14 protein-coding genes, 1 tRNA gene and 1 riboswitch are annotated in these 14,710 nt (G+C 31.3%); of the genes, 6 read left to right on the top strand and 9 right to left on the bottom strand.

Features of this window, described 5'->3' with window-relative positions; genetic code table 11:
- Positions 1 to 50 precede the first annotated feature (50 nt).
- From HMPREF2576_RS09530 to metK, 3 genes are all read right to left on the bottom strand, one after another.
- The gene (locus HMPREF2576_RS09530) at positions 51 to 887 is read right to left on the bottom strand and encodes an aldo/keto reductase (RefSeq protein WP_002456435.1); all 837 of its coding nucleotides are present in this window, start codon (positions 885 to 887) and stop codon (positions 51 to 53) included.
- Between the two features lie 179 nt (positions 888 to 1,066).
- Positions 1,067 to 1,975 (bottom strand): hypothetical protein, encoded by a 909-nt coding sequence (locus HMPREF2576_RS09535; RefSeq protein ID WP_002468818.1) that lies wholly within the window; start codon positions 1,973 to 1,975, stop codon positions 1,067 to 1,069.
- Between the two features lie 102 nt (positions 1,976 to 2,077).
- Entirely contained in the window at positions 2,078 to 3,277 is a 1,200-nt protein-coding gene (gene metK / locus HMPREF2576_RS09540; protein WP_001829830.1) for a methionine adenosyltransferase, read from the bottom strand.
- Between the two features lie 108 nt (positions 3,278 to 3,385).
- Positions 3,386 to 3,495, bottom strand: a riboswitch (SAM riboswitch).
- Between the two features lie 151 nt (positions 3,496 to 3,646).
- On the opposite strand from metK, the gene pckA reads away from it, so the two are divergent.
- Positions 3,647 to 5,239, top strand: coding sequence for a phosphoenolpyruvate carboxykinase (ATP) (gene pckA, locus HMPREF2576_RS09545; RefSeq protein WP_001832979.1), 1,593 nt, complete (start codon positions 3,647 to 3,649; stop codon positions 5,237 to 5,239).
- A 230-nt stretch (positions 5,240 to 5,469) separates the two neighbouring features.
- Here pckA and HMPREF2576_RS09550 read toward each other — a convergent pair whose 3' ends face one another.
- Both HMPREF2576_RS09550 and ytkD read right to left on the bottom strand, forming a co-directional pair.
- Positions 5,470 to 6,255: an alpha/beta hydrolase family protein gene (locus tag HMPREF2576_RS09550; RefSeq protein ID WP_002456431.1), complete on the bottom strand. Its 786-nt coding sequence runs from the start codon at positions 6,253 to 6,255 to the stop codon at positions 5,470 to 5,472.
- Positions 6,242 to 6,709: an RNA deprotection pyrophosphohydrolase gene (ytkD, locus tag HMPREF2576_RS09555; protein ID WP_002468782.1), complete on the bottom strand. Its 468-nt coding sequence runs from the start codon at positions 6,707 to 6,709 to the stop codon at positions 6,242 to 6,244. Before ytkD ends, HMPREF2576_RS09550 begins: the two co-directional genes overlap by 14 nt.
- A 70-nt stretch (positions 6,710 to 6,779) precedes the next feature.
- Between ytkD and yidD the strand changes: the two genes are divergently transcribed.
- Positions 6,780 to 7,028: a membrane protein insertion efficiency factor YidD gene (yidD, locus tag HMPREF2576_RS09560; protein ID WP_002457867.1), complete on the top strand. Its 249-nt coding sequence runs from the start codon at positions 6,780 to 6,782 to the stop codon at positions 7,026 to 7,028.
- Here yidD and menC read toward each other — a convergent pair.
- Positions 7,025 to 8,026: an o-succinylbenzoate synthase gene (gene menC, locus HMPREF2576_RS09565; protein ID WP_070856419.1), complete on the bottom strand. Its 1,002-nt coding sequence runs from the start codon at positions 8,024 to 8,026 to the stop codon at positions 7,025 to 7,027. The genes yidD and menC overlap by 4 nt on opposite strands.
- Positions 8,016 to 9,440, bottom strand: a complete 1,425-nt coding sequence (menE, locus tag HMPREF2576_RS09570) for an o-succinylbenzoate--CoA ligase (RefSeq protein WP_002456429.1) — start codon at positions 9,438 to 9,440, stop codon at positions 8,016 to 8,018. Before menE ends, menC begins: the two co-directional genes overlap by 11 nt.
- A 1,250-nt stretch (positions 9,441 to 10,690) precedes the next feature.
- Between menE and HMPREF2576_RS09575 the strand changes: the two genes are divergently transcribed.
- From HMPREF2576_RS09575 to HMPREF2576_RS09585, 3 genes are all read left to right on the top strand, one after another.
- Positions 10,691 to 11,356 (top strand): Ltp family lipoprotein, encoded by a 666-nt coding sequence (locus HMPREF2576_RS09575; protein ID WP_002456427.1) that lies wholly within the window; start codon positions 10,691 to 10,693, stop codon positions 11,354 to 11,356.
- A 161-nt stretch (positions 11,357 to 11,517) separates the two neighbouring features.
- Positions 11,518 to 11,805, top strand: coding sequence for a hypothetical protein (locus tag HMPREF2576_RS09580; protein WP_002456426.1), 288 nt, complete (start codon positions 11,518 to 11,520; stop codon positions 11,803 to 11,805).
- Between the two features lie 526 nt (positions 11,806 to 12,331).
- Positions 12,332 to 13,066: a halocin C8 precursor-like protein gene (locus HMPREF2576_RS09585; RefSeq protein WP_002456424.1), complete on the top strand. Its 735-nt coding sequence runs from the start codon at positions 12,332 to 12,334 to the stop codon at positions 13,064 to 13,066.
- A gap of 379 nt (positions 13,067 to 13,445) precedes the next feature.
- Here HMPREF2576_RS09585 and HMPREF2576_RS11920 read toward each other — a convergent pair whose 3' ends face one another.
- Positions 13,446 to 13,658: a hypothetical protein gene (locus HMPREF2576_RS11920; RefSeq protein WP_002456423.1), complete on the bottom strand. Its 213-nt coding sequence runs from the start codon at positions 13,656 to 13,658 to the stop codon at positions 13,446 to 13,448.
- A 158-nt stretch (positions 13,659 to 13,816) separates the two neighbouring features.
- Here HMPREF2576_RS11920 and HMPREF2576_RS09590 point away from each other — a divergent pair, with 158 nt between their 5' ends.
- A complete protein-coding gene (locus tag HMPREF2576_RS09590; protein ID WP_070856421.1) occupies positions 13,817 to 14,311 on the top strand; it encodes a site-specific integrase in 495 nt (164 codons plus the stop codon).
- 224 nt (positions 14,312 to 14,535) lie between these two features.
- Here HMPREF2576_RS09590 and HMPREF2576_RS09595 read toward each other — a convergent pair.
- A tRNA-Ser gene (locus tag HMPREF2576_RS09595) sits at positions 14,536 to 14,624 on the bottom strand.
- Between the last annotated feature and the right edge of the window lie 86 nt (positions 14,625 to 14,710).

Consider the following 14,710-nt stretch of genomic DNA (forward strand, 5'->3'; position numbering starts at 1 on the left):
TACTGGCTATTTTGCTAGGAATTATATCCCAACCTCATTTTACTATTGATTTACTTACCGTTAAATTCAAGAGGGTTAGGTCCAATTCTTTTATCTTGATTTAATTGATCGATTCTTTCCATTTGGTTGTCGCTTAATTCAAAATTCCATACGTCTAAATTTTCTTCTATGCGATGTGGTGTTACGGATTTAGGTATAACAACAACATCGTGCTGAATATTCCATCTTATTACAACTTGGGCTGGAGTTTTTCCTACTTCATTAGCTACTTCATTTATGACTTCATCATGGAGAATTTGTGAATTCATTAATGGAGACCATGATTCCATGATAATATTTTGAGCTTCTAAATACTTTCGTAATTCATTTTGTGTTAAATAAGGATGAAATTCTACTTGGTTAATGACCGGTTTAATAGAAACTTGGGCAAGCAATGCTTCAAAATGTTCTGGAGTAAAATTGCTCACACCAATATTTTTCACCTGATTTTGTTTATACAAGTCTTCCATACCTCTCCAAGTATCAATCATTACCGCTTCATTTGTACCTGGCCAATGCATCAGATATAAATCTAAATAATCCAGTCCTAATTTTGCAACAGATTGTCGATAGGCATCTTCCACATTTTGACGTCCAAAATCAGTTAGCCATAATTTAGAAGTTATAAATAAATCTTCACGACTTAAACCAGTCGATTCTAATCCTTCTTTAATACCTTGACCTACCGTTTCTTCGTTACCATAAATCATTGCCGTATCTATACTTCTATAACCTTGTTCGATAGCATATTTTACAGATTCTCTACATTCATCGCCATCTTTTACTCTATAAGTTCCGAGCCCTATTTTCGGCATTGTTCTTCCGTTATAAAATTGAACCGTCTCCATATAATCTCTCCTTTAATCATTGTAATTGAAAAGTTTACTAGTAATACATACCCTATTTTTACTATTTAAAAAAGTAATACTATCAAATCAAAAAAGCCTTCAAAACAATTAATTTGTAGTAATTGTTTTGAAGACTATAATAAGCACTCATATGAAAAATAAAGTATTTCTTTAATAATTTAATTGAATGACTCGATTTTATCCATGATATCTTGTAAATCATCCACATTGTACTGTATGCGTCCATGGAAAACAAACTTGTTGAAGAATTCATCTAATTGTTCAGGACCAACTAAAACTTTAACATTTGATGACTGCGTATAATGAGAAATTGTAACATCATTATCCTTTTTAGGATTAAAATACAGTATTGATGTAGGCGTATATTTGGTATTCAATTCATTTTGTAAATCTCCTGCTAATTTTTCAATATGTTTAATCTTATCTGAATAATTAACAAAAGATAATGAATGTTGATCTTCATTTTGATCTAAGACCAATGTCTGTGGCTGTGATGAATCTAAGTCGAGCGTGTCAAAAACTTGTGACATCGTAGGTAATTCTTTAAATTGCGCACCACTAATACCATTATAAACATGGCCTTTTAATAATTGAGAATCAATTATATATAAGCCAGTTCGTGTAAGTACAAGATGACTCACACGTTCAATATTAGTTAACTCATTACTAGGCAAGAAAATATTTGCCATAATATGCATATCTTCAGGGCGTATTCTCTTTTCATTTACTAGTCTCTCACGAATACCAATTAATCGCATATCTGTAACATATTCACTATGATTTTTTGAGAATAGTTTCAACGCATCAATTTCACGATTTTTGTTACTAACTGTCACGTCAAAATCTTCTTTTTGTTTTGTAACAACTTTTTTATTCTCAACTCTCTCTTTTTCTAAAGCTTCTTCATGAGATTCTTTTAGATGTTGTTCTTTTTCTTTATAATGTGCTTCTGTTTGATTCTTCACTTTCTTCTTACTATGGTTCGCTATTAAGAAGAGTATAAAGAATAAAACAGCCACAAGTATTGCAACAATTAAGCCAATTACTGTCGGTGAAGAAAAATCCATTAAAACAACGCTCCTTTATCAGTTTCAATAACTCTAATTATAATAGAAAAAAGGCTTATTTTCGACATATATTTTATAATTATTTATTTTCTATTTTACAAGTCATTGAATTTCAACAGCATCTTTTAAAACATTGACTTTATCTAATTTTTCCCATGGTAACAATACGTCTGTACGTCCAAAATGACCATACGCTGCTGTTTGTCTATATATCGGTTGTTTTAAGTCTAACATTTTAATGATACCTGCTGGTCTTAAATCAAAATGCTTTCTTACAGCTTCAACTAAACGTGCTTCTGAAACCTTTCCAGTATCAAACGTATTAATTGAAATGGAAACGGGTTCTGCTACACCAATTGCATATGCAAGTTGTACTTCACATTGTTTAGCTAAACCAGCTGCAACAATATTTTTAGCTACATATCTTGCTGCATAAGCTGCTGAACGATCTACTTTAGTAGGATCTTTACCACTAAAACAACCTCCACCATGACGGGCATAACCACCATACGTATCAACTATAATTTTACGTCCAGTTAAACCAGCATCTCCTTGAGGTCCTCCAATAACGAAACGTCCAGTCGGGTTAATGTAAAATTTAGTTTCATCATCTAATAAAGCTTTATCTACAGTTGGGTAAATAACATGCGTTTTAATGTCTTTTTCAATTTGTGCTAACTCTACATCTTCAGCATGTTGTGTAGAAACTACAATGGTATCAATACGTCTAGGTTTGTCATCTTCACCATATTCAACAGTCACCTGTACTTTTCCATCTGGACGAAGATAATCTAAAATTTCATCTTTTCGTACATCAGCCAATCGTTTAGCAAGTTGATGCGACAGGAATATAGGTAGAGGCATATACGTATCAGTTTCATCAGTTGCATATCCAAACATTAATCCTTGGTCACCTGCACCTGTTGCTTCAATTTCTTCTTCAGAAATATCATTTCGATACTCAAGAGCTTTGTCTACACCCTGTGCAATATCAGGAGACTGTTCATCAATCGCAGTTAACACTGCCATTGTTTGTGAATCATAACCATATTTTGCTCTAGTATAACCAATATCTTTAATCGTTTCTCTCACCACTTTAGGAATATCTACATAAGTAGTTGTTGAGATTTCTCCAGAAATAAGTGCCATTCCTGTTGTTACTGTTGTTTCACATGCTACACGAGCATTGGGATCATCCTTTAATATTTCATCAAGAATGGCATCTGAAACTTGGTCAGCAATTTTATCAGGATGGCCTTCAGTAACTGATTCTGAGGTAAATAATCGTTTATTGTATGTCATCATTTTCTCCTTTAAATAAATTACGAAAATTCTCTTTAAATATGAGAGCTAAATAAAAGAGCCTTCTTCACTATATAGATAGAGAGAAGGCTCTTAAACGTCCATTCGCTCTTATCGTTCAGACCATATTTGTCTGCAAACGGTTTGGCACCTTTCTTTAAATAAAGAGGTTGCTGGGTTTCATTGGGTCCATGTCCCTCCACCACTCAGGATAAGAGAATCCGTTAAACTTAATAATATCTAATTCAAAGTATGTTGTCAATTTTATACATTGTCACTATTTCTATTTTAAAGTGGATAAATTCAATCGGTATGTTATACTATCTAAATGTAAGGGCTTACATAAATTATCGTATGGAGGGATTGGGTATGTCTATAGATACATACACAGAAACACTTAAGATAAATCAGCTAATAGAAAAAGCTACATCACATTTTCAACTATCATCAACACAATTATACAAAAAAATTTTAAAAAATCATGAGGGTGAGTTAACTGAACTGGGGGCAATAAATGTTAAAACAGGTAAGTACACTGGTCGTTCACCTAAAGATAAATTTATAGTCACTGAACCATCGTATAAGGATAATATAAATTGGGGAGATATCAATCAGCCCATGGATGAAGAAACATTTCTAAAACTTTACAATAAAGTACTCGATTATTTAAATCAGAAAGAGGAACTTTACATATTTAGTGGATATGCAGGGAGCGATAAAGAGTCACGTCTTAAACTTAAGGTGATAAATGAATTAGCTTGGCATAATTTATTTGCTCGTAACATGTTTATTCGTCCAGAATCTATAGATGAAGCTCAAAATATAAAACCCAACTTCACAATTGTTTCAGCACCTCACTTTAAAGCTAATCCCAAATTAGATGGGACACATAGTGAAACATTTGTCATTATATCTTTTAAACATAAAGTGATTTTAATTGGTGGCACAGAATATGCTGGTGAAATGAAAAAAGGTATTTTCTCTGTAATGAACTATTTGCTTCCAATGCAGGATATCATGAGTATGCATTGTTCAGCTAATGTTGGAGAAAAAGGAGATGTAGCACTATTCTTTGGATTATCAGGAACTGGTAAGACGACGCTTTCTGCCGATCCAAAACGTAAGTTAATTGGTGACGATGAACATGGTTGGAATAAAAATGGCGTTTTTAATATTGAGGGTGGATGTTATGCAAAAGCAATTCATTTATCTAAACAGAAAGAGCCTCAAATTTATAATGCTATTAAATACGGAACAATATTAGAAAACACAGTTACAAATGATGACGGTACGGTAGATTTTGATGATAACACCTATACTGAAAACACTCGCGCCGCCTACCCTATTGACTATATAGAGAATATTGTTACACCTTCAAAGGCAGCACATCCGAATACGATTATTTTCTTAACCGCTGATGCATTTGGAGTTATCCCTCCTATTTCTAAGCTAACTAAAGATCAAGCAATGTATCATTTCTTAAGTGGATTCACGTCTAAACTAGCTGGAACAGAACGTGGTGTTACTGAACCTCAACCTTCGTTTTCAACTTGCTTTGGTGCACCATTCTTACCTTTAAGTCCAACAAAGTACGCTGATTTACTTGGAAATTTAATCGATATTCATGATGTAGATGTATATCTAGTAAATACTGGATGGACAGGTGGTAAATATGGTATAGGGCGAAGAATTAGTCTACACTATACTCGTGAAATGGTAGATCAAGCTATATCAGGTAAATTAAAAAATACTAAATATATTAAAGATGATACATTTGGCTTAAATATTCCAGTTCAGATTGACAGTATACCTACAACTATTCTGAATCCTATCAATGCTTGGAACAATAAAGATAACTACAAAGCACAAGCTTACGATTTGATTCAACGCTTTAATAATAACTTTAAAAAATTCGGCAAGGAAGTTGAACATATTGCCAACAAAGGTGCATTTAATCAATAATTAATATACACATTTATCACGCTAAATTTAAAAGCATTGTGCCTGAGAAAGCTTTTAATATCTCGGGCACTTAAATTTTTATTTAAATGACGATGGAAATAATAATACATTTATTTGAGGATATCTGGATATGATAATACATTTCTAGAGTTTCAAACAGTCTCTTTATTTAATAACTAATTATTCCTAATATCTACATTGCTATCATCAACTTGTATAATCCATTGTCACTATATATTTAAATTTTTATTTTCGACGTCGTTCATCCATTGATGTATATATCGAATTACGTCTCTCATCGCAGGAGGTCGTGGTACATGACCTTCATCCAATTGATAATAGGTTTGATAATAAATTCCTTTGGATTTTAATTTTTTTTCTAAATCATAAGCTTGATGTATTCCAACTTGAATATCTTTGCCACCATGAATAATGAGAATAGGAGGACTATCTTTTTTTATAAATTGCATTGCATCTCTGCTTTTATAAGCTTTCGCATCTTTTTTTGGATGTCCAACCATTCGTCGTAGCATACCTCTCAAGTCAACTCGTTCTTCATACATTAAATGTATATCAGATACGCCACCCCAAATCATATAACTATCTACAGGCAAATCATTAAAAGTAAGTAATCCTTGTAGACCTCCACGTGAAAATCCTACCATATGTATAAATGCAGAAGGATAGTTTTGATTTAAAAGTCGAATCAAATGCGTTACATCATTTAAATCACCGCGGTAAAATTCATCTCTTCCTTCACTTCCATTATTTCCTCTATAGTAAGGACCTATAACTAAAGTATATTCATTTGCAAATTGCATAAGTCTTGCAGCTCTCACTCTTCCAACTTGCCCTTTACCACCTCTTAAGTATATAACGATACGTTTGATATCTTTTTTATTTTTCGGAATCATCATCAGAGCCTTGACTTTTAAATAATCTACAAGATATGTTACTTCATTAAAAAAATGAGTTTCATATTCGATTGGCATGCGCTTTTCCTTAATAAAATCCAAGTGTTTTCACCCTTTCCAAACAATGAAGAATCGCCTTATCATTGATTAAAAAACTTCTTTTATTTAAAGGAATATCATTAATTTGATGATAAAGACAAGGGCCTAAAGTCTCGTAATAGGTATCTACATATTCCAAATGACTTACTTCAACGAAGTAAACGTCCTTTATAAACGGCTCATCATGCTCCATTTTTATACTATACTGTGCAAAATAATAGATAAATTTTGCGATTGCCCCCGTCTCTTCGTATAGTTCTCTAATTACTGCTTCTTTACTTTGTTCGCTTATTTCAACTTTACCACCAGGAAACTCTATCCCACGATGTTGATGGTTTGTAAATAATAACTGATTATTGTATACCGGAATTGCAAGAACGTGATTGCCATTAGGCATATCATTTTCATTTTTATAGTTCAATGTTACAATCCTTCCATCTTTATCCTCAAACTCCACGTTCCTCACTTCCTCTCATCCTGTGTTAAAATATAATTATTAAATATTTAGTTGGAGGCCTTTATCAATGTTGAAAAAAATATTATTATCTCTAGTTGTATTTTATCAACGTTTTATTTCGCCACTTACACCACCAACATGTCGATTTTATCCAACATGTTCACAATACACTAGAGAAGCCATCGAATACCATGGTGCACTAAAGGGACTTTATCTCGGTGTACGACGCATACTTAAATGTCATCCATTGCATAAAGGTGGCTTTGATCCTGTTCCATTAAAAAAAGATAAAAATTCTAAAACCACACATCATCATTAAACTTTGTTAAGTAAAGAACGTTTGACTTTAGGGGGAGTGAAATAAATCATTCCCCCTTTTAATATGCCACTTGTCTCTACGATATCGTTAGAAAAATAATAACCGTGTGGCGTAATATCACCCGGATAACTTCCTTCTTTAGCTAACATTGCTGTAAAATATCTACTTAGACCAAACTCATACATGCCCCCAACTACAAACCTTATATTTTTTTCTTTCAAAATTTTCATGGCGTTTAACATTCTATCTATTCCCCCAAGTCTAAATGGTTTTAACACGACGACTTGTATGGGATATTGCTGAATTATTGATTGTATTTTTTCTATAGAAAGTGCCTTTTCATCGATGGCAATTCTAGGAAAAATAGACATATCAATATCATTTAAATCTTCTAGAATTTTAAAAGGTTCTTCAATATATATAATATCTGATGTATTTACGTTGGCTAATTGTAAAAATGATGGCTTTGTTAATGATTCATTTGCATCTATAGCAATATCACAATCAAAATTTAATAAACGTATAGTTTCAAGATCTTTGATGAGTGATGTTGACCATTTAAGTTTTATACGTTTCGGTCTTGTTTCTAATAATGTTTCAATTTGACTATTAGTTAAGCCACTAACTGTAGCACGGTATTGTACTTCAAAATCATGCAAGTCGTTATACATTTGATAAACAGCCATGACAACCATTGATCTAGCAGCTGGCGCATCATTCATTTGATTTAGGTAAGGTAACCATGAATCAAAAGATGTCATATCTTTATGAAGTACTTGCGGTATCCACTGTCTTAATCTGTTTACGACTGTGAGTATTGTTTCTTTATCATACCAATTAGTTAAAAATGCATTACATTCTCCATAATAAGTTTCTCCACTATAAGTTACTATTTCCGTAAACAAACTTTCTCGATGCGTTAACTTCACTTTCGGTGTTGAAATTGGTGATTTAAAAGGTTCCTTATAAGTATATAGATTGATTGCCTTAACTTTCATTATTCTTTCCCTCATTCAAGTCTTCACTTTTGACCTTTTTACGTTGTAATTTACCTGTCGATGTATAAGGTAAAGATTTGACCTGATAATATTTTTTAGGAATTTTATATCTAGCTAAATGATTCTCAAAATGTTCTATTAATTCAGTTTGATTAATATCTTGATTTGTCACATAATATAATATTGGTACTTGACCCCAAGTATCATCTGATATTCCTACACATACGGCATCTTCAATGCCTTCAAAGTCTTTTGCGATTGTTTCAATTTGGTAAGGATAAATATTCTCTCCACCACTTATAATCAAATCTTTGCGCCGATCATATATTATGACGTAACCTTCATCATCTATTTCAGCTATATCTCCAGTTTGAAAATACCCATCATTATCAAATGTGTCTTTTAAATATTTGGGATATAAATAACCATTCATCACATTTTCACCTTTAATTAATAACTCTCCATGTCCATATGCGTTGGGATTTTTTATTTTCACTTCGACATTTTCACTTGGTTTTCCAACAGTATCGAAACGTTCTTTGAGCATTTGAGGTGAGGCTGTTAGAAACTGAGAGCAAGTTTCTGTCATACCAAAAGAATTATATACAGGTAAACGATAAGTCAATGCTTGCTCAATTAATTGTGGTGATAATTTAGCACCACCTAGCAGAATTTTTTCTAAAGAAAATGGTTGAGTCAATCCTGCATCCATTAACCACTTTAACGTTTGTGGAACAAGGGACATATGGGTGATTGGATAAGTCTTTATTTGTGTTAACATATCATCAGTTTGAAACTTTTTAACAAGTCTGACAGTGAATCCTTCTATCACTGCGCGCAAAATAACACTGAGCCCAGAAATATGATATATAGGTAAGACCGAAAGCCACACAGTATTTTGTTCGAATCCTAAACTTTGTTTACAGCCTTTAGCACTGGCTAAATGATTATTAAACGTTTGAGGCACAGCTTTTTGAGGTCCCGTCGTTCCAGACGTAAACATAATTGATGCAATCGATTCTAAATTAAATTTGTAACCTGAAACATCATGTTTATCTAATTGTGTTAAATCATTAAAATGATATAAATTAAACCCTTCTAATTCTAAAGGCAACGTGTGTACAATCGTTGCTATGTCGACTGAATTCATTTGATTTATCATCTCATGTCGCGTTAAACGTGTATTTATCATAGCTATTTCAATATGAGCTAACCAACAAGCATGAATCAAAACAACTGAATCAATATCATTGCTTATATATAAACCAATCCTTTTCTGATTTAAAGAAGTTAAATATTCCGCGATTGTTTTTGCACGATGATATAATTCTTCGTACGTTAAAGATAACTGATTTGTAACAATCGCTAATCGATTTCCATTTGATTGAGCTTGTTCCTGTAACCAAAAATTCACAATGCATTCCTCCAAATTATATACACGTATAATTATACCTACTTGCTTATTAAATATCAGTAGTTGAGCTTAATATGTTATTTTCAACTTAAAGTAATACGTCCAAAAGTCAATCCCCTATTGAAAATGTGGACTACATGCGTCAACTATAAGTCTTTAATGTAATCATGCTTTTAAGTTAGTAACCTACGCAACTTTCATTATCACATTTCAATTAATAATGTGCTCTATTTATTTTCATCAATCATTCTATTATTAACTATATATACATTTTTATAAGAATCGTTCTCTTTTCAAAAAGAATCACCTCATGAATTCATTATTTAATATATTTTATTTATATAATATTGTAACACCGTTTAGTTTGTTATATTTTTAAATTACTTTATATAACACTATGGGGTTTTATATGAGTACCGAAATTGTTAAATACTTTTTCCGAGATATTTCACCGAATAATAAACTATAGATTGAAGGGAAATAGATGAAGCTACAAAACTCACTCATTCTAACATTCCAATAGGAATAAAGAGAATTTAAACTGTAACTGATAATGTTTAATGTTACTAAATTAACAGAATAAAACTTCGTAATGAAAAACAATCAAATTATCACTTATATTACACCTGATGTTACTGAAGATGAAATGAGAGAAATTATAGCTTTTATGGATTAATAAAAACAAAAGAAAAATAGCGATAAATAAAGAGAGACGCTTATATTACTAATTTACACTTTAGTATGATTACGTCTCTTTTTTATATATAAAATTACGCATAATTTAAACCTTCATATAGGAGTTGATTTTATAAATATAATCAATATGCAATTTCTAAAACTAAATAAGGAGTGAGAATTATGCATCAATATAAGGAGTTGATTGATGATATAGATATTAAATATATTGAAATGTCAAATAAATTAGAATGAGTCATTTTAGGTAGTGAATTATATGTTAACAGTAAATTATCATCAAGTTCTTATGTGAGAGAAGACATCAACACTTACTATGTACTATGTGAAAAGTAATTTAACTAACGCACTAATCTCTTTAAATCAAATTGAAAAAGCAATCAACGCTCACGATTGCAAAACACTTCAAGACTTGAGTAATTACTTTAACTTACCTACTACACATTTATTTCTAACAATGTGATTCTATAACCTTAAATATACAAATTTGCTTTTTTCAATATATTAAAAATTAAACCTGCTACTTTTCATCAAATAGATACACAGGAGGACGTTTTATGCAACAAGAAACGACATCATGGTACAAACAAGAATGGTTTATAGTTTTATCACTTTTATTCATTTTTCCACTAGGTTTATTTCTCATGTGGAAATTTAGCAAGTGGCCATCTATTGCAAGAACAATCATTACTGTTGCAATTTCAGTTATCGTATTAGCAAGCATTACCTATTATGGTAATCTACAAATGATTGTACCAGCAACATCAAATTCAAATAACGAAACTAAAGAAACTACAGAGAATAATGTAAATGATAAAGACGAGCGAAATCATAAAACTGCAGTAGAAGAAACAAAAACTAATTATGACTCCACCAAAGAAAATACTAAAGAACCTGGAAAAGAAAATGAATCTGCAACACGATTGGAGAACTCTGCGCTTGAAAAGGCAAAGTCATATTATGATGATTTTCACATGTCTAAACTAGGAATTTATGATATTTTAACATCTGAATATGGAGAAAAATTTGATAAAGAAGATGCACAATATGCTATAGATCATCTAGAGGCTGATTATGAAAAGAATGCACTTGAGAAAGCAAAATCATATGCCAAAGATATGCATATGTCTAATGACTCAATTTACGATCTTTTGGTGTCTAACTACGGTGAAAAATTTACAGAATCAGAAGCAAAATATGCTATTGAGCATTTGGATAATTAAGTTTACGGACGAGTTACTTTCTCGTCCTATTTTTTAGCATCAAGAGAAGAACAACGAGAATGAATGTGAAAAAATTAATATAACATGGTCTTATGATTTTAGATGTAAAATAAGAGCTATCGTAAAAGAGGTTATAAAACTAAAAAGTAGCGTATAAGACAATGCAACTTAAATACAATGAAATAAATAAGAACCAACTCATTTCGTCTGAAACACCGTTTCTAGAAAACTTTCAAGATTGTATAAAAATTAATAAAAAGAACAAAATATCACAATCAACTTTAAACTGTTATTATAATGCATTAAATATCTTTGATGAAAAGTTTGGCAATACAGCTATTAAAAATTTTTCACAACTCAAATATAGCGAAATGTTAAAAGAGTATGCAGAAGGTCACATTATTGGTGGACATAAAAAAGACATACGAAAGCAAGTGTTCAAAAATTAAATAATTGCTTTTCACAAGCTTTTAAAGATGCGTTAAATGAGGAAATAATTGAACGTGATCAAACTTGGAACGACCCTATCTATGAAAGGAAACCTACAAAAAAAGAAGAAGATAAATTCATGTCTTTAACTGAATACAGGAAATTAAAATAATTCTCAACTTGTAAAAATGAATTATCATATTTAGCAATTTTTATACTTATAGCTGCAGGTGGACCTTTTGGAGAGGTATAAAATTACAATATAACGATATAGATTAAATCAATAGTACTATTCATTTAAGAAGTACTATGACAAAATCAGCTAATAAAATCATTTCAATTGCTATAAAAGATATGAAACATATACAAAATGTTTTAAACAGACTATTACAGATTTCTGCCAAAATAAAAAACATACCTTTTAGTAAAATGGTTAAAATTTTGATATCGACATCTACGAAATGATAATAAACACATAGGAATTATCGTTATATTAATTAGTTAAAATGATAGTATGAGTATAGAACACAATAAGGAGGAATTCTAATGAGAAAATTATTTCTATCAATTTTATCTATTATAATAATTTCAAGTTTTTGTGTTGCAACAGGGTTTCAAAACGTTAATGCTGCAAATAATGAGGTGAGCAAACCTCAAAGTAATGTGGATAGTAAAACTAAACAAAATATTATTAAAAAAATAAAAAAATCTAATGCTTATAAAAAGCACGCTAATTCAACTTCTATTGACTCAATAAAAGATGACGATATTATTGTTCATTTGGATAAAGGTAAAAACACCAATGTATATTCTATTAACTATGTATTTGGTAAAAAATTAGCTAAAATGAATGATAACCTTGCAATGATTGAATTAAAATATAACGAAGCAAACAATGAAGTTTTCTACAATCATATGATGTATTCAAAATTTGTTAAATATAATAATAAAGAATATATTAATATGAAAGGCATTTTAAATGGCAAACCTTATTATGAATTTAATATAGATCAGAAAGGTCATTACTACGATAAAAACTTTAAACATACCTCTAAAGATGAAATCGAAAAAGATTCTGCTAAAAACTTACCACCTAAAGAGCGTGGTTGGTGTGAATGGGCAGTAGGAGCTTTATGTGGTACCGGTGGAGCTGCAGGTTGTTGGGCAACTGCTACAGCTTTAGGTATTACTACTGGTTGGGGAGGCTTTTCATTAGCTACAATTTGTGGTCTGATAAGCTCTCTAGGCTGTACTGGTGCAACCAACTATATTTGTAAATAAGGAAAAGGTGATTACATGGCAATGTTTATAATGATATTTCTTTTCACGTATTCAATTATAATCACTTTAATGTATTTTAATAAAAAGAAATAACACTTTTAAAAGCGACTTTTTAGTCGCTTTTTTTGTATAAAAAAATAAGGTAGCCATAGCGACTACCCTTGTACAATGACCTGGTAATTTAATTATATCATTTCCAGTCTATTTTACCCCAATATTACTCATTTTTTATTTTTTGTTGTTTGTTTATAATTTTACTAACGGCTCAATAGAAATGTTTATTACTTGAACCTGGTGCTTGATATTTAAAGTGGTGCCACCAATATCCATCTTTTTTAATAACTTGGTCGAATTTAACCCAATCTGTCTTTCTGTATAATCACGAGCCACTTTCAACAATAGCGCCATTGATACCTAGCGACCTTCTAACTCTAATACCACTTTTAGGTGCGTTAGGGTAGAAAGTACCTCCCCAGTTCCAAGTTATCTTTTTGCTAGATGGGTTGCTTTTTAGTGCGTTTATTTGTCTACCATTGATAGCCTCTGCAAGTCTCTTAGTAAAACTGTTGATGTTCTTAGTTATATAGTCCATGTCTTTTTTACTAGTGATGAAACCTAACTAAATTAATCTATAATTTAAATTAAGTTGTCCGGTAATATTAGCATTTAACAAATCGTTTCTAGGTGTCACACCTCTAATTTACCAACCATCTTACCTAGACACCTGCACAAAAAGAAGATGAAAAGTTTATGAGCATAGAAAATTTTGTAAATTTAAAGAAGTATGTATCTGATCCCCCTATTCAATCATATGTATTTGTTTATATTTTAATCGTCACTGGAGGTCGCTTTGGAGAAGTTCAAAAACTAAGTAGAAGTGATTTAGATTATAAAAATAATACAATACACTTACCAGGAACGAAAACAGAAACTTCAGATAGAACTGTAGATATACCTGCTGCAGATATGAATATGTTAAGAAAAACATTATCTAAAATGCCAGTGAGTTTATCAAATCAATTATTCAGTACAGGTGTAGGATTGATTACACACAATGCTGTATCTAAAGTGTTACAAAAATTTTGTTTAGAAAATAAAATAGGTAAATATACTTTGCATAGTATAAGACACACGCATTGTTCTTATTTACTACTCAATGACGTATCTATCTATTACACTTCAAAGAGATTAGGTTACAAAAATATTAAAACTACTATGGATACATATTTCGCATCTATTAGATGAAGTAGAGCAGACAGAAAGAGAAAAAACAGTGAATGTATTGGAAAATATGAACGGGAACGTAATTTAATTTTGTGGGGACGTTTTTATCAATTTAACAATATAGAGGAATGTTACGGGAACGTTTAGTTTGACTTACGAGGTTTAACGAAAGTTAATAAGATATAACAAAACCCCGTCAAATCAACGTTTTGTTTCACGAGATTTAACGAGGTACAAACAAATAACGGAGAGTGAGGGATTCGAACCCTCGAGACGCTTGTGACGCCTACACACTTTCCAGGCGTGCTCCTTCGGCCAACTCGGACAACTCTCCATGATAGAATATAATAATAAAAAAACAGAAGCGATATTTCACTTCTGTTTGTATGACTCCTACGGGACTCGAACCCGTGTTACCGC

It is taken from the genome of Staphylococcus sp. HMSC063F05 (genome assembly GCF_001837075.1).
Taxonomy (GTDB): domain Bacteria; phylum Bacillota; class Bacilli; order Staphylococcales; family Staphylococcaceae; genus Staphylococcus; species Staphylococcus epidermidis.